22 protein-coding genes are annotated in these 24,823 nt (G+C 69.8%); 18 read left to right on the top strand and 4 right to left on the bottom strand.

Annotated elements, in window-relative coordinates; genetic code table 11:
* Together F8M74_RS34285 and F8M74_RS34280 are read left to right on the top strand one after the other, a co-directional pair.
* On the top strand, positions 1–251 hold a 251-nt coding region (locus F8M74_RS34285), incomplete at its 5' end, for a ThiF family adenylyltransferase (protein WP_240462319.1).
* A 12-nt stretch (positions 252–263) separates the two neighbouring features.
* On the top strand, positions 264–596 hold the full coding sequence (locus F8M74_RS34280) for a rhodanese-like domain-containing protein (RefSeq protein ID WP_141256445.1): 333 nt from the start codon (positions 264–266) through the stop codon (positions 594–596).
* A 15-nt stretch (positions 597–611) separates the two neighbouring features.
* Here the strand turns inward: F8M74_RS34280 and F8M74_RS34275 are convergent, their stop codons facing one another.
* Positions 612–2,906, bottom strand: a complete 2,295-nt coding sequence (locus tag F8M74_RS34275; RefSeq protein ID WP_141256446.1) for a serine/threonine-protein kinase — start codon at positions 2,904–2,906, stop codon at positions 612–614.
* 254 nt (positions 2,907–3,160) lie between these two features.
* On the opposite strand from F8M74_RS34275, the gene F8M74_RS34270 reads away from it, so the two are divergent.
* From F8M74_RS34270 to F8M74_RS34205, 14 genes are all read left to right on the top strand, one after another.
* Positions 3,161–3,622: a hypothetical protein gene (locus F8M74_RS34270; protein WP_141256447.1), complete on the top strand. Its 462-nt coding sequence runs from the start codon at positions 3,161–3,163 to the stop codon at positions 3,620–3,622.
* 176 nt (positions 3,623–3,798) lie between these two features.
* Positions 3,799–5,160 carry a hypothetical protein gene (locus F8M74_RS34265; RefSeq protein WP_141256448.1) on the top strand — a complete coding sequence of 454 codons (1,362 nt, stop codon included), beginning with the start codon at positions 3,799–3,801 and terminating at the stop codon, positions 5,158–5,160.
* 17 nt (positions 5,161–5,177) lie between these two features.
* Positions 5,178–5,891 (top strand): VTC domain-containing protein, encoded by a 714-nt coding sequence (locus F8M74_RS34260; protein ID WP_141256449.1) that lies wholly within the window; start codon positions 5,178–5,180, stop codon positions 5,889–5,891.
* Between the two features lie 6 nt (positions 5,892–5,897).
* The gene (tmk, locus tag F8M74_RS34255) at positions 5,898–7,598 is read left to right on the top strand and encodes a dTMP kinase (RefSeq protein ID WP_141256450.1); all 1,701 of its coding nucleotides are present in this window, start codon (positions 5,898–5,900) and stop codon (positions 7,596–7,598) included.
* Positions 7,599–7,607: 9 nt separating this feature from the next.
* Positions 7,608–8,315: a DUF4956 domain-containing protein gene (locus F8M74_RS34250; RefSeq protein WP_141256451.1), complete on the top strand. Its 708-nt coding sequence runs from the start codon at positions 7,608–7,610 to the stop codon at positions 8,313–8,315.
* Positions 8,312–9,097: a hypothetical protein gene (locus tag F8M74_RS34245; RefSeq protein ID WP_141256452.1), complete on the top strand. Its 786-nt coding sequence runs from the start codon at positions 8,312–8,314 to the stop codon at positions 9,095–9,097. Before F8M74_RS34250 ends, F8M74_RS34245 begins: the two co-directional genes overlap by 4 nt.
* A 129-nt stretch (positions 9,098–9,226) precedes the next feature.
* Positions 9,227–10,867, top strand: a complete 1,641-nt coding sequence (locus F8M74_RS34240) for a metallophosphoesterase (RefSeq protein WP_141256453.1) — start codon at positions 9,227–9,229, stop codon at positions 10,865–10,867.
* Between the two features lie 129 nt (positions 10,868–10,996).
* On the top strand, positions 10,997–12,415 hold the full coding sequence (locus tag F8M74_RS34235) for an RsmB/NOP family class I SAM-dependent RNA methyltransferase (RefSeq protein ID WP_141256454.1): 1,419 nt from the start codon (positions 10,997–10,999) through the stop codon (positions 12,413–12,415).
* A gap of 31 nt (positions 12,416–12,446) precedes the next feature.
* Positions 12,447–14,225 carry a M61 family metallopeptidase gene (locus F8M74_RS34230; RefSeq protein ID WP_141256455.1) on the top strand — a complete coding sequence of 593 codons (1,779 nt, stop codon included), beginning with the start codon at positions 12,447–12,449 and terminating at the stop codon, positions 14,223–14,225.
* Between the two features lie 11 nt (positions 14,226–14,236).
* A complete protein-coding gene (locus F8M74_RS34225) occupies positions 14,237–15,703 on the top strand; it encodes a tetratricopeptide repeat protein (RefSeq protein ID WP_141256456.1) in 1,467 nt (488 codons plus the stop codon).
* 44 nt (positions 15,704–15,747) lie between these two features.
* Positions 15,748–16,131, top strand: coding sequence for a carboxypeptidase-like regulatory domain-containing protein (locus F8M74_RS34220; RefSeq protein WP_228560753.1), 384 nt, complete (start codon positions 15,748–15,750; stop codon positions 16,129–16,131).
* A 275-nt stretch (positions 16,132–16,406) separates the two neighbouring features.
* Positions 16,407–17,288 carry a ribonuclease HII gene (locus F8M74_RS34215; protein ID WP_141256458.1) on the top strand — a complete coding sequence of 294 codons (882 nt, stop codon included), beginning with the start codon at positions 16,407–16,409 and terminating at the stop codon, positions 17,286–17,288.
* Positions 17,285–17,920 carry a hypothetical protein gene (locus tag F8M74_RS34210; protein ID WP_141256459.1) on the top strand — a complete coding sequence of 212 codons (636 nt, stop codon included), beginning with the start codon at positions 17,285–17,287 and terminating at the stop codon, positions 17,918–17,920. The genes F8M74_RS34215 and F8M74_RS34210 overlap by 4 nt, the downstream gene beginning before the upstream one ends.
* A gap of 41 nt (positions 17,921–17,961) precedes the next feature.
* Entirely contained in the window at positions 17,962–18,591 is a 630-nt protein-coding gene (locus F8M74_RS34205; RefSeq protein WP_141256460.1) for a histidine phosphatase family protein, read from the top strand.
* A gap of 25 nt (positions 18,592–18,616) precedes the next feature.
* On the opposite strand, the gene F8M74_RS34200 is transcribed toward F8M74_RS34205, so the two are convergent.
* The 3 genes from F8M74_RS34200 to F8M74_RS34190 form a co-directional block, all read right to left on the bottom strand.
* On the bottom strand, positions 18,617–19,972 hold the full coding sequence (locus tag F8M74_RS34200; protein ID WP_141256461.1) for an aminotransferase class I/II-fold pyridoxal phosphate-dependent enzyme: 1,356 nt from the start codon (positions 19,970–19,972) through the stop codon (positions 18,617–18,619).
* 295 nt (positions 19,973–20,267) lie between these two features.
* Positions 20,268–22,223, bottom strand: a complete 1,956-nt coding sequence (gene acs, locus F8M74_RS34195) for an acetate--CoA ligase (protein WP_171410479.1) — start codon at positions 22,221–22,223, stop codon at positions 20,268–20,270.
* A gap of 55 nt (positions 22,224–22,278) precedes the next feature.
* Positions 22,279–22,773: a hypothetical protein gene (locus F8M74_RS34190; RefSeq protein ID WP_141256468.1), complete on the bottom strand. Its 495-nt coding sequence runs from the start codon at positions 22,771–22,773 to the stop codon at positions 22,279–22,281.
* A 61-nt stretch (positions 22,774–22,834) separates the two neighbouring features.
* On the opposite strand from F8M74_RS34190, the gene F8M74_RS34185 reads away from it, so the two are divergent.
* Complete coding sequence (locus F8M74_RS34185) at positions 22,835–23,257, top strand: NUDIX hydrolase (protein ID WP_140861898.1); 423 nt, start codon at positions 22,835–22,837, stop codon at positions 23,255–23,257.
* 15 nt (positions 23,258–23,272) lie between these two features.
* Positions 23,273–24,823: RIP metalloprotease (locus F8M74_RS34180; RefSeq protein WP_163884691.1), on the top strand; the 1,551-nt coding region annotated here is incomplete at its 3' end.

Genomic DNA, 24,823 nt, shown 5'->3' with positions numbered 1-24,823 from the left:
CGTGTGCGGAGGCAGGCGTCCTGGGCGTGCTGCCCGGACTCATCGGTCTGCTCCAGGCCACCGAGGCGCTCAAGCTCATCCTCGGCCAGGGTGAACCCCTGGTGGGGCGGCTGCTCACCTTCGACGCGCTGGGCACCCGCTTCCAGGAGCTCAAGCTGCGTCGGGACACGCAGTGCCCCGTGTGCGCGCCGGGCGCGACGGTGGAGCTCATCGACTACGAGCGCTTCTGCGCCGCCCCCACGCCCGCCTGAGGACGTCACGCCATGCCCATTCCCGAGATTGCCCCCGCCCGCCTCGCCGAGTTGCTCGCCGGCCCCGCGGAGTCCCGCCCCGCGCTGCTCGACGTGCGTTTTCCCACGGAGAATGCGTGGGTGGCCCTGCCGAACTCGCTGCTGATTCCCCTGCCTGAACTGGAAGAGCGCGCGGATGAACTGGAAGCCCTGCGCGGCCGGCCCGTGGTGGTCTACTGCCACCATGGCGTGCGCAGCCTGGACGGCGCGGCCTACCTGATGTCGCTGGGCATCGACGCGGTGTCGCTGCGAGGCGGCATCGACCTGTACTCCCGGCAGGTGGACCCCAGCCTGCCCCGCTACTGACGGGGCGGCACGCCGCTAGCCCACGAAGGCGGACAAGTCTTCGGTCTGCTTGTTGATGAGGCCGGGCTTGATCTCGACCTCAAACATGAAGGGCTCCTTCAGGGGCCCGCCCTGCAGCTCCAGCTTGTGGCGGCCCTCCATGAGGTCGAGCTTCATGCCCTTGTTGCCCAGGTAGGTGCCCTGGTCCTGACCATTGCGCTTCACGGAGATGCCGCGCAGACCGTCCGGCTTCAGCGTCAGCTGGAGCTGGCCCCGGCGGAACTCGTAGGTGAAGGACTTGGCCTGACCGGGCTCACCGAAGGCGAGCGTGTCGACCTCCTCCTTGTAGATGCCCTGCTGCTCATTCACCAAGATGAGCGTGTCCTGGAGATGGACGCCCGTCGCATTGACGAGGGGTGTCTCCCCCAGCTCCGTCACCGGCTGCGGACTGCCGCAGCGTTCGGTGTGGCGCACCGAGACCTTCACCTTCTCGTTGGTGTTGACCGACAGCGTCACCGACTGCCCGTCGGAGGCGCGGCTGTTGAGCACCGAGAGGATGGGCTTGTGAAACACGACCCCCACGGCCACCAGCCCCACGATGAACCCGACGGTGGCGATGTTGCGCTTGGCTACACCCGCGCGAGCACTCCGCGCGGACTTCTCCAGCGCCCGGTCCACCTCGGCGTCCTCGGCGCGAGAACGCGACAGGGCCACGCTCGACGTCCTCGAACGCGGCGGGGGCGACGGCATCTCCGCGCGGCTCGACGTGCGGCGGCGCGGCGGGGCCTCGGAGGGGTGGATGCCGGAATGCATCCCGGTCCGGCGGCGAGGAGGCGGCGCGGGCTCCGGCGGCGGAAGCATGGTCCGCTCGTCGTCCAGCTCCTCGTCCTCCATCCGGGTGCGCTCGTCGACCGCCGCCATGCTCGCACGCGAGCGGGAAGGAGGCGGCCCCGGGTCGTCCACGATTTGGGCGGCGCGCGTGGCGGAGCGGCGAGGCGGGGGCGGCTCGCCCATGCCGGTCCGGCTCAGGTCCGAACGGGAGCTCGTCCGCGCAATCTGCGTGGAGTTGGGGTTGGACGGACGGCGCAGCTCCGCGGACGTCCTGCTCCGGCGCGGCGGCGGGGCCTCCTCGATGCCAGACGGCGCCTCCCACTCACCCTGTTCATCGGGCTCCACCACGGGCACCGCGGCCGAGGTGCGCCGGGGCCCCATGGACGTGCGGGAAGACGAGCCGCGCTGGCGCTCGCGAACCGAGGCCTCGCCCGGAGGCGCCTCCCAGTTCATGTCCGCGGCGGCGGAGGTGCGGCTGCGGCCACGCTCATGCGGCGGCGGCGTGGGCGGCATGGGCGTGCCGGAGTTCGCGGAGTCCTCGCCCACGGGAACCACCTGGCCCTGGGCCTTCTCCTCGGCCAGACGGTCGGCGAAGAGCGTCTCCATCAGCTCGGAGATCTGCACCGAGCCGGCCACCCAGCGCTGCCCGACGAGAATCTCTTCCAGCGCCATCTGGAACTGGCGCGCGTCTCGGTAGCGGTCGTCCGAGTTCTTCGCGATGGCCCGCATCACCACCGGGTCCATCTCCTCCGGAACGTCCGCCACCTGAGAGGGCGCGGCGATGGCGCACTCCATGGCGGCCTGCAGCGTGGCCAGCTCCGAGTCGCGCTTCAACGGACGCACGCCCGTGAGCAGCTCGTAGAGCACCAGGCCGATGGCGAAGATGTCCGCGCGCCCGTCCAGCGGCTTGCCGGCGGCCTGCTCCGGCGCCATGTACGCGAACTTGCCCTTGATGGCGCCCGACTTCGTGAGCGACGCCTGATCCGCGGCCTTGGCGATGCCGAAGTCCACCAGCTTCACCGAGCCGTCGAAGCTGATCAGGATGTTCTGCGGCGAGATGTCGCGGTGCACCACGCGCAGGGGCCGGCCGGCGTCATCCGTGCGGCTGTGGGCGTAGTGCAGGCCCTCGCAAGCGGCGGCGACGATGCGAATGGCCAGCGGCCGCGCCACCCACTGCCCCGTGCTGGCGGCCTTGCGCATCACCCGGCCCAGGTCCTCGCCGTGGATGAACTCCATGGCGATGTAATAGGTGCCGTTGGCCTCGCCGAACTCGTAGACCTGGGCGATGTTCGGATGATTGAAGCGCGCGGCAATCAGCGCCTCGTTCCGGAACATCTCCACGAACTCACGGTCCTCCGCGAGGTGCGGGAGGATGCGCTTCACCACGAGGTTCTTGTGGAACCCCTCGATGCCCGTCTGGCGCGCCAGCCAGACCTCGGCCATGCCGCCCGTGGCGAGCTTCTTAAGAAGCTGATATTTCCCGAATGATTGAGGGTTCATCCCGGGACATTGCCGGCGGGGAGCAGGCTCAGGTGGAATGCAGCAGGGCAGAGCATCTTAGAGGACAGCCACTTCGGAGGCAAAGGCACCCCGGATTCAAATCCGGATGGGCACTGATCGCCAGCCTCCTCATTGCAACTACCACGGTTGCGGCTCCCGCGAACGATCAGATTCGTGTCGAACGCCGTGGGGACGTCTTGGAGCTCCGCTGGTCCGACGCGGAGGAGCGCCTCCAGGGGACCCTCCATCCCGCCATGCCAACGGAGGGAGAGCCCATCTCCGTGTCGTTGCATGTAGGCAACTTCGAGGGGCCCGAATTCGACGGCCCCCTCACCGTCACCTTCCACCCCACCGGGTCGCCTTCCCAGCAGACGAAGACGCTGACGCGTGACGGGGTCAATTGGCACACCCAGTTCACGCCGGACGAGCCTGGACCATGGGACCTGGAGGTGCGGTACCGAGGTACCCACCTGAAGGTGATCACCGCGCGCTTCTCCGTGGCCAGCTCGCCCCTGCCCCGCGGCATGGGCTGGGGGTTGATTCTGGTAGGTGCCGGTACGGCGCTGGCCCTGGGCCTGCGCAACGTCCTGCGGCGCGTGAAGTCGTCCGGATCCACTCCTGGAGCAACGGAGCCTCCGCCCCCACCAGCGGCGCCCTCCACGCCGGAAGCGGGCAGCGTCCCCACCCCTCCGGCCGATCCTCCGTCCGGGCAGTAACTCCTTCCAACCGACGGGCATTCGTACAGGGTCGCCTGCCGCGACATTGGGAACTTCCGTTCCCTGTCGCGGCAACGTGACGACCAGGTCACTGGTTTTCTGCGCCGTCGGGCCCGCTTTTCGTCCGGAACCGAACCTCACCCAACCCTCCGCGTCCGCTCATCGAACGGGCACCCGTGTTGCAGTGGTCGCGCTCCCATGGCGGTCGGGGAGGCGTGGACATGGGCGGGTGGCGGGTGAATGAGCGGACGAGGCGGAACCTGCTCGTCGCAATCTTGATGGGCATGCCGGCGTGGGCTGTCGCCAAGACACCCGGCCCACGGACGGAGGCCGTTGCCGCACCCGTGGAGGATGACCCTCTGTCAGGTGGCGTGGTGGACGGCGTTGAGCCTCCTGAGCCCTTGCTTCCGGAGGCGGACGACGCCACGCAGACGCAGCTCGAGGGCGCCATGGCCCAGGCCCTGCCGCCACCGTCTCGGCCTGCGCCCGGCGCGCAGCCGCCTTCCGTGAGTCCCCTCCCCGGAGCGGATGACGGGGCGACGGCAGAGCAGGACGCGAACAAGCGCAAGCAGAAGCAGCGGCCCGGTCAGGAGCAGGACGACTCGCTGGGCGAGAATCCGGACGCGATTGACGACAAGCCCAAAGGCGAGGTGCAGACCATCCGCGTCATCGGACGCGTGTCCGCACGGGCCCGCGCCGACGAGCGCAACCAGTACCAGCGCCGCCTCTCCATCGCGGACGCACGCGTGGGCGTGAGCACGTCGCTGCCCAACCTGGAAGCCGAAGTGACGGCGGACCTGGCGGACTCGCAGATGCTCAAGGACGCCTTCGTGCGTCTGGCGGATGACCGCAAGCGCTTCCGCCTCTACGGCGGCCAGTTCAAGACGCCCTTCCTTCAGCGCTCGCTGGAGTCGTCGTGGGACCTGCCCATCCAGACCCGCGGACTGGTGGAGGAGTACATCACGGAGACCCATCAGATGGGTGGCCGCCGCATGGGGCTGATGGGCGAAGTCCGGCTGAAGCAGGTCTGGGGGCTCAAAATCTCCGCGGGCTTCTTCCAGGGGGCCATCGACGAGGCGGGCGTGCGGTTGAAGGAGGATGCCGCCGCGCGCGTGAGCCTGCGGCCCTTCAACTTCAAGCCGCTCACCGTGGGCGTCAGCACCTACGTCTCCGAGGCAATGGACCTGGCGCGCAAGCACGCGGTGGCCGCGGACGCGGAGCTGAAGCTGGCGGGCTTCGTCTTCACCGGCGAGGCCATTTCCGGACGGCTGCCCATGGGGCCCTTCACGGCACAGATGCTGCTGGCCCAGTACCTCATCCACGTGAGCAACGAATGGGCCCTCCAGCCCGTCGCGGGCGTGGAGGCCTTGCAGCTTCGCGGCGACACGGTGCGGGGGGACGGACATTCACTGGTGGGCGGCGTCAACGTGCTGCTCGGCACCCGCTTCCGGGCCCAATTCCAGACGGAGCGCGCGCTGCGCCCCGGCGATGAATTCCCTGGGCTGCAGCATTCCATCGAACTCGGCGCACGCTTCTGAGCACGGAGACCCAAACGATGCTGTCGTTCGCGGAAGGTGAAGTCACCAAGCTCCGGCGGGAATTCAAGCTGGTGCTGGAGGGGAAGACGGCCGCGGCCCTGGGCACGCGCCTGTCGCTGGAGTTGGAGGGGCACCTGCCGCCGCCCACGCGCGTCGTGTCCGTGTACTTCGACCGGCCTGGTGGCCCGCTGGCGGCGCGGGCCCTGCTCACTCCGGAAGACTGTCTCAAGGTTCGGACGAAGGAGTACTCACCGGACCGGGGCGCGGACGACGAGGCGCGGGTGGTGCTGGAGGTGAAACGGGAGCGCCGCGGCCTCACGCAGAAGCGCCGCGTCTGGGTGCCGCGCTCGGACCTGGGCCGCGTGCTGCGCGGCGGGGTCAGCCTGCTGCCGCTCATCGCCGGAGGCAGCCTCAGCCCGGTGCTCGCGGTGACGTACACGCGCCACGTGTACCAGTCGTCGCAGACGTGGCGGGTGACGGTGGATCGGGACATTCGCTACCACCGGATTGCGCCGGAGCAGGCGCTGTCCCAGCTTGCGTTGTCGGTGGAGCGGCTGGAGCCCGCGCAGTGGGTGGAGCCGCGAGTGGTGGTGGAGGTGAAGCATCTCGGGCACGAACTGCCCGAGTGGCTGGCGTCGCTCAATCCGGGCGGAGCGCCGGCCTACAGCAAGTTCGCAGAGGGAATGGCGAAGGTCCACGCTTTCACCGCGGATGGCGTCGCAGGGGGATAGGGCACAGTGTTCATCGACTTCGAGGGAATTGACGGAAGCGGCAAGACGACGCTCTCCAACCTGCTGGCCGCGAAGCTGAAGCGGCTGGGCTACCGGGTGGCGCATGCGCGGGAGGGCGGCGAGCTGCAGGCGCCCGCGGCGCGGCGCATCCGGGAGCTGACGCGAGACTCCCGGCTGCTGGAGATGTCTCCACGCACGGAGTTCTTCCTCAACCTGGCGCGGGACGCCCAACAACTGGATGAAGTGGTGGCGCCCGCGCTGTCCAGGGGTGAGGTGTGCATCACCGACCGCTACCTGTACTCACAGCTGGCGCTCAGCGGTGGAGGCCGCGGGCTGCCCATGGACGAGCTGCGACCCGCGTGCGAGCTGGCCTCGCAGGGCCTGTGGCCGGACCTGGTCGTCCTGGTGGACGTGGATCCGGACCTCGCCCGGCTGCGCAAGCGCCTGGGCAAGCTCCAGAGCAAGCGCGTCAGTGATGGGGACAGCCGGAAGGGACTGGTGGGCGCGGGCCTGGCGGTGCGCGTGCGCGAGTCCTTCCTGGAGATGGCACGGAAGGATCCACAGCGGTGGATCATCCTGGAGAACAACGACGTCCCTCTGCGCGTGCTGGAGCAGCGGCTGGTGGACGCCGTCGTCGCCCGACTGGAGGGTCGCGAGCAGCAGGTGCAGCGCATCGTCCCGGCGCCGGCCCGGCCGCGGCATGCCAGCCCCACCACGCTCGAAAACCTGGAAGAGCGCTTCTTCCAGACGCTGGACGCCGTGGAGCAACGCGAGCCGGCGCTCGCGGTGTGGATGTTGAGCGGAATCCCGGGCCTGGCCGCGCACCAGCAGCGCCTGGCCTTCGCGGAGCGCTTCCCGGGCCTCACCGCGCGCGGCATGACGGGCCTGGCTGACGTACCGGCCATGGACCTGCGCGAGGTGCTGGCGGACCTGGCGCCCGCGGAGGTGGCCTTCAGCCTCACGGGCCGCCTGGACTCGCGCGCGGCCATGTTGCGGCAGCGGCTGTACGCGCAGGCCCCCACGGAGGTGCTGGCGAGCCTCAAGAACGATGGCTCGGCCCCGGCGTGGGCCCTGCGCGAGCGCGCCATGCGGGACAGGCGGCTGGCGGACGTGCTCGCGGGGCTCGCCGGCCAGGGCTGCGAGGAGTCCTGGTTGGTGCGCGAGGCGGGCATGCAGCGCAAGCTGTTCTCGGAGGTGGCGAGCAGCCTCACCGGTGTCCCGGGGGCTCGGGCGGATGCGCTGCGCGAAGTCCTGCTGCCGCATGACCGGCTGGCGGTGCTGCGCAGCACCCAGGGCCTGGACACACCGGTGGCCCGAGGCCTGCGAGAGGCCCTGGCGGGAAAGGCACTGAAGCTGGTGCTCCGCTCGTTGACGGGGCTGGACACCGAGGAAGCCTGGGCGCTGCGCGAGCGCGGCGCGCCGCAGACGAAGGAGGCGCTGGATTCGGTGGACGGCATGGATGCCTCGCGGGCCTGGAAGCTGCGTGTGGACCATCTGGGCCGGTGGCCCACCACCGCGCTGTCCTCCTTGAAGGGACTGTCCATGGGGCCGCACGCGCAGGCGCTCATCGAGCGAGTGCTGGCGGAACAGCCAGACCGGCTGCCGGTGCTGCGCAACGCCTACGCAGTGGCCGCAACCGCACGGGCGCTCGCGCAGCAGCCCGCGCGCACGGTCCGCGTGGACACCTCTACCCGAATGGAAGCCTAGGTCACCGCCATGGACGCATCATTCTCAGCCCTGTTCGAGGGCGCGAAAGCAGAGCTCAGCGCGCTGTCCGTCACCGCGATTCTGCCGCGGATGCTGGCCGCGGCGCTCATTGGCACCCTGCTGTCGCTGCGACCCTGGCGCCTGCTCATGAAGCGGGCGCTGCCCAAGGCGGACATGATTCAGGCGCAGGTGCTGCTGTGCGCGGCGGCGGCGGTCATCACTGCCGTCATCGGCGACAGCCTGGCGAAGGCCTTCGGGCTGGTGGGCCTGGGCGGCTTCGTTCGGTTCCGCTCGGGACTCAAGGACCCGCGTGACGCGGCCATCCTCTTCCTGATGATTGGCCTGGGCATGGCGTGCGGCCACGGCAGCCTGGGGCTTGCCTCCGTCGGGACGGTGTTCGTGATGGCCCTGCTCTTCGTGCTGGATTGCTTCAACCGCGAGGAGGCGTCCGCCACGGCGAAGCAGCGACTGGTGCTGTCGGCGCAGTCGGATGACCTGGTGGGCGCGGAGGCCACGCTGCGCCGGGTCCTGGGTGAGCGGAACGTCATGGTGAAGAGCTGCGCGCTCGACTTCGACGGGCGGCGGCTGGAGTTGGAAGTAGAGGAGCCAGAGCCGGGCTCCCTCGCCGCGGCACTGGGCCGCACGGAGGGGGCGGCCCTGCGGGGCTTGCGGTGGACGGCGGTGAATCCGAGGAGCACACGGGAGGAGCGGGTATGAGGCGCAGCGGGTTGGCCGTGTTCGCGGCGGGGTGGTTGGTGGCGTGTGGCGGCAACAGCCTGCCCGCGGGAGATTCGCAGGACCCGACACCCGGCGGCGGACTGCCGGGAGAGCCGGTGGTGCCGGGTGGACCGGATGGTCAGGGCAACGGAGAGGAGCCCACCGGGTCGCAGTCGCTGTGGCCGCTGACCGCGGGCAGCACCTGGACCTACGACATCCAGGACCCCGTCGAGGGCAACTTCCAGAAGCGGGTGACGGTGATGGGCCCCGGCGAAGTCCCTGGCCAGCCGGGCATCAACGCCGTCCAGGTGCACAGCCGCCAGGACCGCGTGCGCAACGACACCCTCTATGAGGAGTATTCGTGGCAGGTGGAGCTCACCAACGGGCTCGTCGTGCGTCTGCGCGAGGACGACTACCGCAATGGCCAGCAGGTCCGCTCCACCACTTGGTCTCCGGCCACGGTGAAGTCCGTGGCGAGCGTCCCGGACGCCCTGCCCTGGACGTACAAGAGCGACGTGCTCGAGTACATCACCCTGGGCGACGGCTCGAAGGACCAGAAGGACCCGACGTACATCTGGAAGGTGCTCGAATCCGGCGTGACGGTGACGACGCGGGCTGGAACCTTCACCAACGCGGTCAAGATTCAGCGCGACAAGGTCAACAACAATGGCGAGGTGAAGCAGAACAAGACGCGCTTCTACTGGCTCGTCCCGGGCATCGGAAAGGTGCGTGAGGAAGGCGAACGCACCGAGGACCTGGCGGCCTACGACATCAAGTCTTGACGCCTGGCCGGGGAGGCGGCGGACACACGGGGCCCTGCCCCACCGTCTCCTACTCCGGGTGGGGGCAGGATGAAGGTCAGCGGTTGAACGGTTGCGCCTCCATCCCGAGCTTGTTCGGGAGGAGGCCGCATGCACCGGAAGACCCCCTTTCACCTTGCCCCCTGGGCGGCCGCGCTGATGCTGCTGGCCAGCACCGCGAGTGCAGGGACGCTGTATCGAGACCCTTATCTGCAGAAGGTGGGGCCGGACACGGCGACGATCGCCTTCCGGCTCGCGGCCAACTGCCAGGCGGAGGTGCGCTACGGCGAGGGAGCGGCCAACCAGTCGGCTCCCTCACAGGACGGCGGGACGTTGCACGCGGTGGTGCTGACCGGGCTGAAGCCGGGCACCGAGTACACGTACGAGGTGTCGGCCTGTGGCCTGCGCACGCAGCTCAATCGATTCCGCACCGCGCCGGTGCCGGGGACCCGCAGCGTGCACTTCGTGGCGGTGGGCGACTTTGGCACGGGAGGCTCGAACCAGAAGCAGGTCGCCGCGGCCATGGTCAAGCGGCAGGCGGAGCTGTTCGTCGCGCTGGGGGACAACGCCTACGCCGCTGGCACCGAGGCGGAAATCCAGAACAACCTCTTCGTGCCCATGGAGGCCCTGCTGGCCCAGGTGCCGTTCTTCGCGGCGCTCGGCAACCATGAGTACGTGACGAACCAGGGGCAGCCCTACCTGGACAACCTCTACCTGCCCACCAACAACCCCGAGGGCACGGAGCGCTACTACTCGTTCGACTGGGGCCACGTGCACTTCGTGGCGCTCGACTCCAACTGCGCCGTGGGACTGGCGTCGGCGGACCGTTGCACGCGGGATGCGCAGAAGGCGTGGCTGGAGCGGGACCTCGCGGGTTCAACGCAGCCGTGGAAGATTGTCTTCTTCCACCACCCGCCCTGGTCCAGTGGCGAGCACGGCTCGCAGCTTTCCATGCGCCGCCACTTCGGCCCCATCATGGAGAAGTATGGCGTGGACCTGGTGCTCACCGGGCACGACCACAACTACGAGCGCAGCAAGCCCATGAAGGGTGACGCCGTCGCCGGGTCCGGCGAAAAGGGCATCCCCTACCTCGTGGTGGGCGGCGGCGGCGCGACGCTGAGGAAGCTCCCCGGCAGCAAGCCGGACTGGAGCGTCATCCGCGACAACCAGGCCTATGGCTTCCTCGACGTGACGGTGGTCGACGGCACGCTCACCGCGCAGTTGCTCGGGGTGAACGGAGACACCGTGGACCGCTTCACGCTGCAGAAGGAGCTGCCTCCGCAGGAGCAGCTTCCCGATGGAGCGCTGACGCTCGCCGTGGAGGGCGAGCGGGGCGTGGCCCCCCACCGCGCCATCTTCCGGGCCACGCCGTCCCTCGAGGCCGCCACGGTGACCTGGGATTTCGGCGACGGCGGCACGGCCGAGGGCGAGGTCGCCGAGTACGTCTTCGCCATTCCCGGGCAGTACACGGTGACGGCCACCGCCACCCGGGGCACGATGAAGCAGACGGCCACCGCCCTGGTCCAGGTGGCGGTGGCGGAGACTCCCGGTGAGGAGCCCCAGACGCCGGATTCCGGCACGACGGACCCGGGCTCACCGGATCCCCGCCCGGGGCTTCCGGAATCTCCCGGCACTCCGGATGACGGCATGAGCAGTTCGAGCGGTGGCTGCGCCGCGGGCCCCACCGCCACCCTCATCCCGGCGGCCCTGGCCCTGCTGGCCGCGGGTCTGCTCCACCGGCGCCGCAAGTAGGGCCTCCCCGCCCAAGGTCCCCGCTCCCTCCTCCTGACGTCACACGGCGGAGGGGCGGGCGTCCGCCGGGGCGGAATTGCTTTCCGCGCTTGTCAACCCGGCCCGAGGAATGCAAAGCCGCATTCCGTCATGGCCACCCAACGCAAGTCCCGCCCGCACTCGCGGTCGGCCCCGAAGAAGTCCGGCGCTCCGTCCGGGAAGAAGCTCTCCCCCTCCGAGCGGCCCGAGCGGCCCCTGCGAGAAGACCTGGTCCTCCAGGCCTGCCTGGAGGCGTACGGCTCGGTCCGGCACGAGGGCCGCATGGCCGACCGCGCGCTGGACTTCACCCTGCGCCGCAAGGCCAACCTCTACTCCAACGAGCGCCGCGCCGTGGCCGAGCGCGTCTACGGCCTGCTGCGCCGCCAGCGGACGGTGGACTTCCTGCTGTCCCGCGCCCACCCACGCTTCGACAGCCTGGAGACCTCGCGCCAGGACGTGCTCCGGTTGGCCGCCTCGCGCGTCCTCTACGGCGAGCCCCACGGCCTGGTGGCCCGCCAGTCCGCGCTGGCGCCCCCGGATGCACAAGCCCTGAGTGCCCTTCCCGAAGCCGCCGCCGCCCTGGAGGCCCTGCCCGCCCGCGAGCGCTTCCCCATCGCCGCGTCGCTGCCGGACTTCCTCGCCGACCGCTTCCTCCAGACGTTCGGCCGGGATGCCGCTCGCGCCGCGGAGGCGATGAACGAGCGCGCCCCGCTGGTCGCCCGCGCCAACCTCCTCAAGGGGGACCGCGACGCGCTGGCGCAGCGACTGAAAGCGGAGACGGTGGACGTCAAGCCCACGCCCCTGTCGCCCATGGGACTGGTGCTGGAGACGCGAATCAACGCCTTCTCCCTGGAGAGCTTCCGCGAAGGCATGCTGGAGCTCCAGGACGAGGGCAGCCAGCTGCTCGGCATGCTGGTGGACGCGCCGCCCACGCGCGTGGTGGATGCGTGCGCGGGTGCCGGCGGCAAGACGCTGCAGCTCGCCGCGCAGATGAAGAACCGGGGTGACTTGCACGCCCTGGACATCGATGAGCGTCGCATGGAGGACCTGAAGAAGCGCGCGCGCCGCGCGGGTGTGCACAACGTGCGCGCCCAGCTCATCCCCCACGAGGGCCCGGAGGCCGACGCCGCGCTGACGCCCCTCAAGGGCAAAGCGGACCGGGTGCTGGTGGACGCGCCGTGCAGCGGCACCGGCACCTTCCGCCGCAAGCCTGACGCGCGCTACCGCCTCACGCCGGAGGATTTGGAGATGCACGTGAGCCGGCAGAAGGCCCTGCTGGCGCGCTTCGCCACGCTGGTGAAGCCCGGCGGCCGGATCATCTACGGCACGTGCAGCGTGCTGCGGGAGGAGAACGAGAACGTGGTGGAGGACTTCCTCGCGAAGCACCCCGAGTTCACGGTGAAGCCGGTGGCGGAGCTGCTGGGGGCGGAGCTGGCCGAGAAGGTCGGCCCCGGCCCCTTCCTCCGGCTGGCGCCTCACACCCACGGGACCGACGGATTCTTCGGCGCCGTCCTCGTCCGCGCGAAGTAACCTGCGGCCGGGGGGGAGAGAGACACTGCCCATGCACCGTGCCGTCCGCTACCGCGTCTCCATGCCCCGGCCGCATACGCACCTGCTGGAGGTGGAAGCCTCCTTTCCAGGAGGCGCCAGCGTGCTGGACGCCGTGATGCCGGTGTGGACGCCCGGCAGCTACATGGTGCGGGAGTTCGCGCGGCAGGTGCAGGACATGACGGCCCATGCGCCGGATGGAACGCTCCTTCCGGTGCGGCGCGCGGACAAGCGCACCTGGCGGGTGGACGCGAAGGGCGTGGCCGTCACGCTGCGCTACCGCGTCTACGCCAACGAACTGACGGTGCGCACCAACCACCTGGACGGCTCACACGCCTACTTCAACGGCGCCGCCACGTTCCTCTACACGGAGGACACGCGCGGGCTGGAGCACCACGTCACGGTGGACGCGCCCCCCGGCTGGCGGACCTTCTGCGCGCTGGGCCAGCGCGCAAACACCTTCATCGCCCAGGACTACGACGAGTTGGTGGACAGCCCCTTCGAGGTCGGTCCCCACACGCCGCTCGCATTCAGTGTGGAGGGCGTGCCGCACGAAGTCGTGGTGTGGGGCGACACGGTGCAGGACCCGGAGCGGCTGTGCGCGGACCTGAAGCGCATCTGCGAATGTCAGGCCCGCGTGTTCGGCGGCCTGCCCATGCCGCGCTACCTCATCCTGCTGTACCTGACGGACCGGGGCCGAGGTGGCCTGGAGCACAAGGCCAGCACCGCGCTGTTGTTCCCCCGCGTCGGACTTTCCACCAACCGCGGCTGGGAGGACCTGCTCACCCTGGTGGCGCACGAGTACTTCCACCTGTGGTTCATCAAGCGGGTGAAGCCGCGCGCGCTGGTGCCCTTCGACTACGCGAAGGAGAACTACACCTCGCTGCTGTGGGCCTTCGAGGGCTCCACGGCGTACTACGACAACCTCTTCGTGCGGCGCGCCGGGCTGATGTCCGCGCAGCGCTACCTCACGCGCCTGGGCGAAACGCTCACCGCGCTGCACGCCACGCCGGGGCGCCACGTGCAGACGCTGACGGAGGCGTCGCTGGTGAGCTGGGTGAAGCACTACCGCCCGGACGAGAACTCGCCCAACAGCGCCATCTCCTACTACCTCAAGGGCGAGGTCGTCTCCGCGCTGCTCGACCTGGAGATCCGCCGCGCCACCGGTGACGCCCGTTGCCTGGATGACGTCGCGCGCGTCTTGTGGCAGCGCTACGGCGACGGCTCCGGCGTTCCCGAGGACGGCGTCGAAGCCGTGGCCAGCGAGGTGGCCGGCGTGGACCTGACGCCCTTCTTCGACCGGGCGCTGCGCACCACGCAGCCGCTGGACTACTCCGTCTTCTCGCACGTGGGTCTGGAGCTGAACTTCCGTCCACGCGAGGCCGCCAGCGACAAGGGAGGCACGCCGCCACCGCGAGGCCGGGCGGGGGAAGGCAAGCCCAAGGGCTGGTTGGGCGTCACCACGCGGGGCAGTGGCACCGTGGCGGTGGTGATGGATGGCTCGCCCGCACAGGACGCGGGGCTCTACGTGGAGGACGACCTGGTCGCGCTGGATGGCTGGAAGGTGGACGGCGCCACCCTGCTGTCCCGCTGCGAGGAGCGGAGGCCCGGCGAGACGGTGCGGCTCACGGTGTTCCGCCGCGACCGGCTGCTGGAAATCCCGGTGGTGCTGGGGACGAAGCCCGCGGAGGCGGCGTGGCTGTCCCGCGTGGAGCGCCCCACCGACGCCCAGAAGGCCGCCTATCAGGCGTGGCTCGGAAGCCCCTGGGAAGAGTCCCCGGGGCAGTCGTAGGCTTGGGGGCCATGAGCCCCTCATCGCCCAACATCATTCCACCGGATGCGCCCCTGCCCCGCTGCCAGCGGCATCGGACCACCGTGGCCGGGTGGCGTTGCGAGAGGTGCAACGAAACGCTCTGCCCCGACTGCGTGGTGGGCCGGCGAGCCCAGACGGTGGAGCTGGTGGCGTGCGAGCGCTGCGGCGACGTGGCGCAGACCCTGCTCACCTCCCGCAGCCGGGTGTCCGTGGCGCAGCGGCTCAAGGGCGCGTGGCGCTACGTCTTCACCCCATCCGGCCTGCAGGTCATGGTGGCGGTCAGCATCTTCCTGGCGGCGCTCCGATGGCTGGTGGAGCTGGCCATCTCCTTCTCGGCCCTCATCCCGCTGACCATCTACGGAGGCGTCTTCTGGGGCACCTTCTTCACGCTCGCGCGAGACTCGGCGCGCGGCGAGACGGCGCTGCGCTCGCCCGACTACCGCGACTACTTCCATGACGCGGTCCTCCCCGGCCTCCGCGGCGTGGTGACCTTCGCCATCGTCTGGATGCCCGCGTTCCTCTACGTCACCGTGCTGCGCCCGCTCCTCCAAGAGGGGCGCTCGGCGCTCGGCGCGTGGATTCGGGGCCTGGACACCCCCGGGCTGCTGACAGTGGATCCGGTGCTGATTGGCCTGCTACTGCTCGGCGCCCTCTGGCTGCCCGCGGCGCTCCTCATCACCGCCGCGCGCCAGCCACTGCTGACCCTGTTCGACGTGCCCGGAACCCTTCGCATCGTCCGCCGCCTGGGCCGGGACTACACGCTGGTCGCGGGAACGCTGGTGGGCCTGGGCGTCCTCCACCTCATGACGCACGGGGTGGCGTTGCTGCTGCGCATGCTGGACCTCTTCGTCATCTCACGCGTGCTGGCCGAAGCCGTCACGCTGGTCATCCCATTCACCGCCGCGCACGTGGTGGGGCTGCTGCTGTACACGCGGGGCGATGCGCTGGGGTATGGCCTCGAGCAAGACTACCTGGACCCCGTGCTGGGCGACGCACAACCGAGCCGCATGGCGCCGCCCCTGCGCGATGCCGGTCCCATTCCCTTCACCGGAGCGGCGGCCACGGGCACCGAGACGGGAAGCTCCAGCGACGACACCCTGGAGGCGCTGGCGGCCGCGGTGAACGCCCGCGATGTTCCACTCGCGATGTCGCTGTATGCCACCGTGCAGCAGCAACCACGGCTGCGTGTGCCCCCGGAGCATCACCTGTTCGTCGGACAGGCCGCGGCCGTGGAAGGAAATTTCCCACTGGCGGTAGCGGCGTTGGAATCCGCGGCAGACACGGCGCCCGATGAGCCCACCGCGCCCCGTGCGTTGGTACTTCTGGCGCGTGTGTTGGGTGAACGGATGCACGACGCGCCGCGCGCGGAAGAAGTCTACCGCTACGTGCTCCACCGTTACCCAGACACGGCAGCGGCACGCTTCGCGAGTGAACGCGTGTCTCCGACTTCCGACTGATACAGACGTTGCCGCGGCCGCACGCCAGCATCACCCTTCACGGCATGGTTCGCGCACGCTGGCTTTCGTGGTTCATCGGTTTCAGTCTCTTCGCGGCATGTGACCAGGCGCCTCGCATGGAGCGCGCGGTGGACGACTGCCAGACGGAGTGGGTGTCGCTGAAGGTGGAGGTGCTGTCGGCGGAGGGCGCGCGCGTGCGCGGGGCGACAGTCACCGGCACCAACGTGACCTCCAACGTGAGCATCACCGGCGTGACAGACGACCAGGGCGTCAGCACCGCCATCAACGAATCGCTCGCGCCCAGCGCGGTGCGAGTTGTGGCCACCGCGGGCGCCAAGGTGTCCGCAGCCCAGCAGGTGGAATGGGTGTGTGACGCCTGCAACTGCCAGCCAGAGCCGGCCACCCTCCAACTCCAGCTCAATCCGTAGGACCCGCGCCAAGCAACGCTGAGACAACCTCTGTTTCACGGATTCATCTGAATGAACGCGAGGGAGGTTGTGCTCCACCCGCCCCATGGAGTACGGCTGGTGACATGCGTGACGCTCGTCAGCCTTCCCCGCGTCTGGCCTACCCTGCTTCCAGGGGGGCCCTCCAGTCGGCTTCCTCCGAGCACGGGGCCGCGGGAATGTGTTGCCGCTGTGAGCGCGTTCCCTGCCCAAAGGGTCCTGTCAGCCCACGTTCCAGGTAGGTCCGGGCCCTCATCATGTCCGCAGACACCGTGGAACAGTTGCTTCAGTGCGCGCTGTCCGAGCTGACCGCGCGCTTCGTCACCCAGGCCACCCCCGTCCCCACCGGCTTGCTGGAGGCGTTGGACGCGGACCCGCGCGCGGGCGCGCATGCGCTTGCCCGGCGCATCCGTTCGCGCCAGGAGAAGAACCGCGCGGAGGGCCAGCGCATCCGCAAGCTGCTCCGTTTCGAGACGGAGCTCTGGGAGCAGGGCCACACGCACATCGCGGGTGTGGACGAGGCGGGCATGGCACCGCTGGCGGGGCCTGTCGTGGCCGCCGCGGCCGTGCTGCCCAAGGGCTTCCGGCTCAAGGGGCTGGATGACTCGAAGAAGATTCTCGACGCCGAGAAGCGCGAGTCGCTGGCCGAGGCCATCAAGCGCGACGCGGTGGCATGGGCCGTGGGCCGCGCGGAGGTGGAGGAGATCGACCGCATCAACATCTACCACGCGGGCCTGCTGGCCATGCGCCGCGCGGTGGAGGGGCTGTCGGTGAAGCCGGACCACCTGCTGGTGGATGCTCGCACGGTGCCGGAGTGCTCGGTGCCGCAGAAGGGCATCATCAAGGGGGACGCACTGTCTCTCAGCATCGCAGCGGCCTCCATCCTGGCGAAGACGACGCGCGACCGGTGGATGGCGGAGCTGGATGCCCAGTACCCGGGTTATGGGCTCGCCGCGCACAAGGGCTACCCCACGCCGCAGCACCTGCAGGTGCTGCGTGAAAAGGGCGTGTTGCCCATCCACCGACGCAGCTTCGCGCCGGTGCGCGAGGCCCTGGGCCTGCCGACCAGCGCACCGCCTTCCGCCCTCCAGGCGGAGCTGTTCCCCGAGGCCCCTTCCCGAACAGGGGTGAAGTCATGAGCGCCGACCGGGACATCGACGAGTGGATGGCCGCGCGAGGCATCACCCTGCCCGAGGCCCGCGCTCGCACCCGCGCGGTGCTGGAGGAAGTGGGCCTCACCCGCCCCGGCCGCCAGCGCATGAGCGAGCCCAAGCTGCTCAAGGCGGCGGAGCTGCTGGCGGGGCGCTTCTTCTCCGTGTGCGCGGACGGCGCGTGCCTCAAGGTCGCGCAGGCCAGCGGGCGTGAGCCGATTCGTATCGAGCCACGGCTGCACTGTGAGCGCTGTGGCGGCTCGGCCAACCGCCGCGCGGAGGTGGCCTTCGTGGAGGCCTGCCAGCGCTACGGCGTGCGCCGCGTGGTGGTGGTGGGTGGCTCGCCGGCCGTGCGCGAGGAGTTGGAGGCGAAGCTGGGCCACCAGATTGACTTGCGGATGGTGGACGGCACGGAACGCCGCACGGCGGACCGCGCCCGCAGCGACCTGGACTGGGCGGACCTGGTGCTGGTGTGGGGCGCCACGGAGCTGCACCACAAGGTCAGCGGCCACTACACACACGGTGGGCCGGCCTACAGCCACAAGGTGGTGCACGTCGTGAAGCGAGGCGTGGCCGCGTTGTTGGAAGAAGGCATCACCCACCTGGAGCGGACGCGCTGAGTGCTGGACTCGGGCGACGCGCCAAAGCGACGCTTGAGTCCATGACGACCGAGTTCATCCTGCTCCGTCACGGAGAGACGGAGTGGAACTCCCTGGGGCGCCTCCAGGGACATCAGGACAGCACCTTGAGCCAGGTGGGCCTGCGCCAGGCAGACGCCCTGGCCGCGCGCCTGGAGCCCGTCCGATTCTCGGCGCTCTATTGCAGCGACCTGGGGCGGGCGCAGGAGACGGCGCGACGCATCGCCACCCGCACGGGCCATACCGTCCAGTCCGACACCCGCCTGCGCGAACGCGGCCTGGGCATCCTGGAAGGACTCACCCGGGACGAGGCACGCCAGAAGCACCCGGACGTCTTCGCCGCATACTCCGGTGGCGCGCCGGACTACATCGTCCCCGGCGGGGAGAGCACATCCCAACGGCTGCGCCACGCGGTGGAGTGCCTGGAGGAACTGGGCGCGCGCCACCGGGGCGAACGGCTGGTGGTGGTGACCCACGGAGGCGTGCTCAGCCTCCTGTTCCGTCACAGCCTGGGGATTCCGCACGCGGCGCCGCGCACCTTCTCCGTGCTCAACGCTGGGTGGAACCAATTCGACTACCACGAAGGTGCGTGGCGGCTGGTGACGTGGGGTGACGTCACCCATCTGCGTGCCGCCAGCCTCGACGACACCTGAGCACCCACGCGGGCGCTCGTGGTGGCTACAGCTCCACCTGCGGGCGCTGCTCGTCGCGGCGGGACGCGCGCGTCGCGGCCGGACGAACCTCCAGCTCGGCGCGGGCCTCCTCGATGGCGTCGCACACCCCGTCGGCAGCCCGCTGGACCTGCTCCAGCGTGTGGGACGCCATCACCTGCATGCGGAAGCGCGTCTCGCGCAAGCGAACGGCCGGGTACTCCACCAGGTTGGCGAAGATGTCGCGGTCGAACACCTTCTTCGAGGCCAGCCGCGCCACCTTCGCGTCGCCCACCTGCACGGGGACGACGTTGGACGGCTCGCCCAGGCACGTCACGCCCCGCGCCTCGAAGGCTCCGCGCAGCGCCAGGATGTTCTCCCGCGCCTTCGCGCGCAGCGCGTCGCCCTCTTCCGAGCGGACGATGCGCAGCGACTCCAGCACCACCGCCGCCTGCATGGGCAGCAGCGCGTTGGAGAAGATGTGGGGCCCGCCCATGATGCGGATGAACTGGCGCACCGCCGGCGAGCGCGTGGCCACGAAGCCACCATTGCTCGCGAACGTCTTGGAGAAGGCGCCCACCACCAGGTCCACCTTCCCCAGCAGCCCCTGCACGCCCAGGCTGCCCGTCCCCCGGGGCCCCATCGCGCCCAGGTCATGGGCCACGTCCACCAGCAGCGTCGCGCCGTACTCACGGCAGATGGACTGGAGCTCTTCGATCCGCGGCACGTCCGAGTCCATGGAGAACAGGCCCTCGGTGACGACGAGCACCGCGTTCTGCGTGTCTCGGGCGCGAATCTCCTGAAGCTTGCGCCGCATGGCGCGGTTGTTGAGGTGCGGCACGCGGCTCACATTCGTCGTCGCGGCGGCGGCGCCCTGCTGGAGGCACGCGTGCGACAGCGCGTCGAGCACCACGTGGTCATCGGGACGCACCAGCCCGGCGATGACGCCGAAGCCCGCGCCCCAGCCGGTGGAGAACAGCGCCACGTGCGGCGTCTGCAGGTGCTCCGCGAGCGCCTTCTCCAGCATCAGCGACGGCGTCGTATTGCCCCCCAGCATCGCCGAGCCCGCGCTGTGCAACCCGTAGTCCTGGATGGCCCGCTGGGCCGCCTCCACCACCGCCGGGTGCGTGGACAGCGACAGGTAATCCTGCGAACCGAAGTTCAGCCCCTGGCGCGCCGCCCCCGTCTCGCTGCGGACACCACACTCCGCCTTCGGTGCCGCCTCCAGGCTTCGCGAGTACGGCCACAGGCCCGCCTGCCGCCGCGACTCCTGCCACTCGAAGAAAGGTTCCGTCCGACCCAGCAGGTCAGGTCCCGTCGGCTGCGCGTAATGGGAGATGAAGTGGGTGAAGAGCGGCGAGTCGAGTTGAGCTCGGAAATCCATGAAGCACGTCCAGGGGGAAAGGTCGCGCTGTCAACGAGAGGCGCGGCGCTCGGGGAGGGGGGCGAGCGGCACATTTAATGCCTCTGCATCTTTCCAGTGTCAACCTGCCTACCCTGACGACTCCGCGGTATTCGTTTGTTCCGATTCAACCGGATGTGCTGCGTAGGCTGAAACAGGCGCGAAATACCTAGATAGACATGCATTGTCCGGGTCAAAAACGACGAATCCCGGTTTTTCACCCCAGGGCAGAGGTGGGTTTTGAGGCCCCCTGCCCTGAAGTGCGAGCAAGTGTCCGTTAGTCGTCGTTCTGCCTCAGCGCGGCCAGGACGTTGAGGTCCTCCAGGGTGGTGGTGTCCCCGGAGGCCTGCTTGCCCGCGGCCACGTCGCGCAGCAACCGGCGCATGATCTTCCCCGAGCGCGTCTTCGGCAGCGCCTCCGCGAAGCGGATTTCATCCGGGCGGGCGATGGCGCCAATCTCGCGGCCCACGTGGGCGGCCAGCGTCTTCTTCAGCGCGTCGGACGGCGTGTTGCCCTGCTTCAGGGTGACGAAGGCCACCAGCACGGTGCCCTTCAAGTCGTCCGGACGGCCCACCACGGCGGCCTCCGCGACGGTTTCATGCGCCACCAGCGCGCTCTCCACCTCCGCGGTGCCCAGACGGTGGCCGGCGACGTTGACCACGTCATCCACGCGGCCCATCAGCCAGATGTACCCATCCGCATCCGTGCGAGCGCCGTCGCCGGTGAAGTACATGCCGGGCAGCTCGTTGAAGTACGTGCGCACGTAGCGGTCCGGGTCGCCGTACACCGTGCGCAACATGGAGGGCCAGGGGCGCGTGACGAAGAGCAGTCCGCCCTGCCCTCGCGGCACCTTGTTGCCCTCGCGGTCCAGAATCTCCGCGTGGATGCCGGGCAGCGGCAGCGTGGCCGAGCCGGGCTTCGTCGGCGTGGCGCCCGGGAGCGGCGACACCATGATGCAGCCCGTCTCCGTCTGCCACCACGTGTCCACCACGGGGCAGCGGCCCCCGCCGATGACGTCGCGGTACCACATCCACGCCTCGGGGTTGATGGGCTCGCCCACGCTGCCCAGCAGACGCAGCGAGGACAAGTCGTGCTGGCGCACGGGCTCCTCGCCCAGGCGCATGAAGGCGCGGATGGCGGTGGGCGCGGTGTAGAGGATGGTGGCCTTGTACCGCTCGATGATGTCCCAGAAGCGGTCCGGCCCCGGCTGGGTGGGCGCGCCTTCGTAGAGAATGGTGGTGACGCCGTTCATCAGCGGGCCGTAGACGACGTAGGAGTGACCCGTCACCCAGCCCACGTCGGCGGTGCACCAGTAGACGTCGTCTTCGCGCAGGTCGAACACCCAGCGCGTGGTGAGCGACGTATTCACCGCGTAGCCGCCCGTGGTGTGCAGCACGCCCTTGGGCTTTCCAGTGGAGCCCGACGTGTAGAGGATGAACAGCGGGTGCTCGCTCTCCACCCACTCCGGTTCACATTCCGCGGACTGCCCGCTCACCAGCGTGTCCCACGCCACCAGCTTGGGCCCGGACAGCGCCAGCGTGCTGCCCGTGCGGCGGAGCACCACCACCTTCTCCATGGTGGGCATGCTCGGCAGCGCCTCCTCCACGTTCTTCAGGAGCGGCACCACCGCGCCCTTCCGCCAGCCGCCGTCCGCGGTGAGCAGCACCTTCGCGCCCGCGTCGTTCATGCGCTCGTGGAGCGCCTCCGCGGAGAAGCCGCCGAACACCACCGAGTGCACCGCGCCAATGCGAGCGCACGCCAGCATGGCCACCGCGGCCTCGGGCACCATGGGCAGATAGATTCCCACCCGGTCACCCTTCCGAACGCCCAGCGACTTGAGCGCGTTGGCCAGCTTGTTCACCTCGGTGGACAGCTCGCCGTACGTGAGGCTGCGGCGGTCGCCAGGCTCCCCCTCGAAGAGGATGGCGGGCTTGTCCTTGCGGGTGGCCAGGTGCCGGTCCAGACAGTTGTAGGCCAGGTTCGTCTTGCCCTCGACGAACCACCGCGCGTGCGGCGGCTTCCAGTCGAGCACCGTCTGGAAGGGCGCCTTCCAGTACAGCTCCTCGCGGGCGCGGTCGCCCCAGTACTTGTCAGAGTCCTTCGCGGCTTCGTCCCAGAGCTGCTGGTACTGCTCCATGCTCCGGATGTGCGCGCGCCGGGCGAACGCCTCTGGCGGCGGAAAGACGCGTGCTTCCGTCAGGACCGAGTGAATCTCATGCTTCGAAGCCGCCATGCGTTCCTCCAGCGTGGACAATGCCACCCTGTTCTAGGAACGCGGAGCGCGCGGCTCAACCCTCCGTGTCGCAGCGCTTCGATTCCTTGACCGCCGCGTAGCGCAGCCACATCTCGCAGACGCATTCGTCGGGGCGGCGCGTGTCGTAGCGGACGCGCAGCACGCCATTGAACTGCGTTTCGCACTGCGTCGTACCGTCGATGTGGATGTTGATCTGGTCCAACAGGCACTCCTGGCCGTTCACCTCGGCGGCAGCCTTGACCACGCTCCCGTCGATGGAGAAGTGGTCTCCATCCTCCAGGAAATAGCCCACGAGGTGGCTGTCCAGGAAACCGAAGTCCAGGCGGACGACGCGCCCGCTGATTTGCAGGGTGCCGTAGAGCTGGTTGCGGTTCGTCTCCAGCAGGCCGCAGTCGTCGCGGAGGACCTCGACGGGCTCGAAGACGTAATCACCCGGCTCCTGGACGTGGGGCAGGCAGCCCGCCAGGCACGCCAGGAGCAGGCTGGAGAGGACGAGGCGATGGCGTCTCGGAGTAGACACGGCGCGCACAATACTCCACGGCACGCATCTAGGAAGTGCGAGCGTGATGGCAGCGGGTAGACTGGGGGTCATGCCCGAATACCGCAACCCCAAACCCACCGTGGACTGCATCATCGAGCTGCCCGGTGAACGCATCGTCCTCATCCGGCGTGCGAATCCGCCTGTCGGCTGGGCGCTGCCCGGTGGCTTCGTGGATGAGGGCGAGCCGCTCGACGTCGCCGCCGTGCGCGAGGTCCTGGAAGAGACGGGACTTCACGTGAAGCTGTCGGAGCAGTTCTTCACGTACTCGGACCCCCGGCGGGATCCGCGGCAGCACAACATCTCCACCGTCTACATAGGCTCGGCCGAGGGCGAACCGCAGGGCGCCGACGACGCGGCCGAGGCCCGCGCCTTCCGCGTGGATGACCTGCCGAAAGACTTGTGCTTCGACCACGACACCATCCTGTCCGACTACGTGACGTACAAGCGGACCGGACAGCGGCGGAAGCTCTAGGAGCGGCGCGGGAGGATGCATTACGCGCTCGTCCTGCTCGCCCTGGGAGGGCTGCTGACCATCCACGAGTTGGGGCACCTCGTCGCCGCGCGAATGCTCGGCGTGCGGGTGCCCCGCTTCGTGTTCGGTTTCGGTCCACCGCTGGTGTCGTTCCGCCTATGGGGGACACAGTACGTGGTGGCGGCGGTGCCGCTGGGCGCCACGGCGCACCTGCAGGGGATGAATCCCCACCGCGCGGAAGCGGATGAGGCCGCGGGATTCGCCGCGCGCGGGCCGTTGCTGCGCATCCTCATCATCCTGGCGGGGCCCCTGGCCAACTACGCGCTCGCGCTGGGCGTCCTGTTCGCGCTGTACACGTCGGGCACACACGTGGTGGTGCCGCTGACGGTGGGGACGGTGCAGCCGGGCTCGGAGGCGGCACGTGCGCAGCTGCTGCCGGGGGACCGCATCGTCAAAGTCGCGGGACAGCCGCTGCGGAGCTGGTCGGAGTTCGTGGAGAAGGTGGGCGCGGCGCCGGGTGTCCCGCTGGAGTTGGGCGTGGAGCGCGGCGGCGAGGCGCGCTCGGTGGTGGTGCGGCCCCGGCCGGATGAGCGGGGCACGGGCCGCATCGGGGTGAGCCAGCAGTACGTCTACAAGGCGCACGGCGCGGGTGAGGCGCTGAGCCATTCATTCACGCACACCGTCAAGGTGGCCGAGGAAGGCGTGGCGCTGTTGAAGCGGATGATGCAGCACGGCCTGGAGAGCGCGGACGCGGCGAGCCCCGGAGCGCTGGTGCGGCAGGAGTCCGCAGACGCGATGGCGTCCGGGACGGATGCCCTGCTGCGAACCCTGGTTGCCGCGTCAGTGGTGCTGGCGCTGTTGACACTACTGCCCGTGCCCGGACTCGACGGGGGCCGCGTGGTGCTGCTTCTGGTCGAGGCAGCGAGTGGCCGGCGGATTCCGCCTCGCGTGGAGACGGTGGCCCAGACGGTGGGGTTCCTCGGAATCGCCGTGACGATCGTGGTGATGGCGACCGCGGAGATTCGCCGCGCACTGCCGGCGCGGTTGGGCTTGGAGGAATCACAGGCCCACGACGCGGGAGCCGCGCAGGTGGACCCGCCTCCGGCAGCGACGGCGGGTTCCGCGAATGGCACGGTCCCCTCCCCCGCTCCGTCACCGGCCACACCGGGGAAGGGGCCCGGCACGACAGCCGCCGCGCCAGGGGCGAGCCCTGCTGGGGCCGCAGCAAGCACGGCGGCTGGGGCGAACCCCACGGGAGCCGCGGCCCCAGCCACGGCGACTGGAACCGGCCCTGGTGGCCCCACCACCATGGGTTCCGCCGGGACGCCCCCGAGCGGAGCCGACGCGGGGACGCAGGCAACAACCGGAACGGCCGAACCTGCCAAGCCCCCTGCAACGAGCCCAGCCACACCCGACGGCAAGGCCGGTCAGGAAGCGGCCACCGGTGCTACCAGTGCAACACCTCCTGGAGCCGACGCAGGTGCAGGCTCGGCGCCCACCGGAGCGACGGCAGGCGCCGCACCTTCGACAGGCCCGACACCGAGCGAAGCCCCCTCGGCGCCCACC

Source organism: Myxococcus sp. CA023, assembly GCF_010998615.1.
In the GTDB taxonomy this organism is placed as follows: domain Bacteria; phylum Myxococcota; class Myxococcia; order Myxococcales; family Myxococcaceae; genus Myxococcus.
Note: the sequence above shows the minus strand (reverse complement) of the source record. Positions and strands in the feature narration are given on the sequence as shown.

Excerpts from the sequence above, each read along its gene's own strand:
- F8M74_RS34240 (WP_141256453.1), top strand. The coding sequence starts at position 9,227 with ATGCACCGGAAGACCCCCTTTCACCTTGCCCCCTGGGCGGCCGCGCTG.
- F8M74_RS34215 (WP_141256458.1), top strand. The coding sequence starts at position 16,407 with ATGTCCGCAGACACCGTGGAACAGTTGCTTCAGTGCGCGCTGTCCGAG.
- acs (WP_171410479.1), bottom strand. The coding sequence starts at position 22,223 with ATGGCGGCTTCGAAGCATGAGATTCACTCGGTCCTGACGGAAGCACGC.
- F8M74_RS34280 (WP_141256445.1), top strand. The coding sequence starts at position 264 with ATGCCCATTCCCGAGATTGCCCCCGCCCGCCTCGCCGAGTTGCTCGCC.
- F8M74_RS34235 (WP_141256454.1), top strand. The coding sequence starts at position 10,997 with ATGGCCACCCAACGCAAGTCCCGCCCGCACTCGCGGTCGGCCCCGAAG.
- F8M74_RS34275 (WP_141256446.1), bottom strand. The coding sequence starts at position 2,906 with ATGAACCCTCAATCATTCGGGAAATATCAGCTTCTTAAGAAGCTCGCC.
- F8M74_RS34230 (WP_141256455.1), top strand. The coding sequence starts at position 12,447 with ATGCACCGTGCCGTCCGCTACCGCGTCTCCATGCCCCGGCCGCATACG.
- F8M74_RS34205 (WP_141256460.1), top strand. The coding sequence starts at position 17,962 with ATGACGACCGAGTTCATCCTGCTCCGTCACGGAGAGACGGAGTGGAAC.
- F8M74_RS34185 (WP_140861898.1), top strand. The coding sequence starts at position 22,835 with ATGCCCGAATACCGCAACCCCAAACCCACCGTGGACTGCATCATCGAG.
- F8M74_RS34225 (WP_141256456.1), top strand. The coding sequence starts at position 14,237 with ATGAGCCCCTCATCGCCCAACATCATTCCACCGGATGCGCCCCTGCCC.
- F8M74_RS34200 (WP_141256461.1), bottom strand. The coding sequence starts at position 19,972 with ATGGATTTCCGAGCTCAACTCGACTCGCCGCTCTTCACCCACTTCATC.
- F8M74_RS34210 (WP_141256459.1), top strand. The coding sequence starts at position 17,285 with ATGAGCGCCGACCGGGACATCGACGAGTGGATGGCCGCGCGAGGCATC.
- F8M74_RS34250 (WP_141256451.1), top strand. The coding sequence starts at position 7,608 with ATGGACGCATCATTCTCAGCCCTGTTCGAGGGCGCGAAAGCAGAGCTC.
- F8M74_RS34270 (WP_141256447.1), top strand. The coding sequence starts at position 3,161 with ATGCCAACGGAGGGAGAGCCCATCTCCGTGTCGTTGCATGTAGGCAAC.
- F8M74_RS34260 (WP_141256449.1), top strand. The coding sequence starts at position 5,178 with ATGCTGTCGTTCGCGGAAGGTGAAGTCACCAAGCTCCGGCGGGAATTC.
- F8M74_RS34245 (WP_141256452.1), top strand. The coding sequence starts at position 8,312 with ATGAGGCGCAGCGGGTTGGCCGTGTTCGCGGCGGGGTGGTTGGTGGCG.
- F8M74_RS34220 (WP_228560753.1), top strand. The coding sequence starts at position 15,748 with ATGGTTCGCGCACGCTGGCTTTCGTGGTTCATCGGTTTCAGTCTCTTC.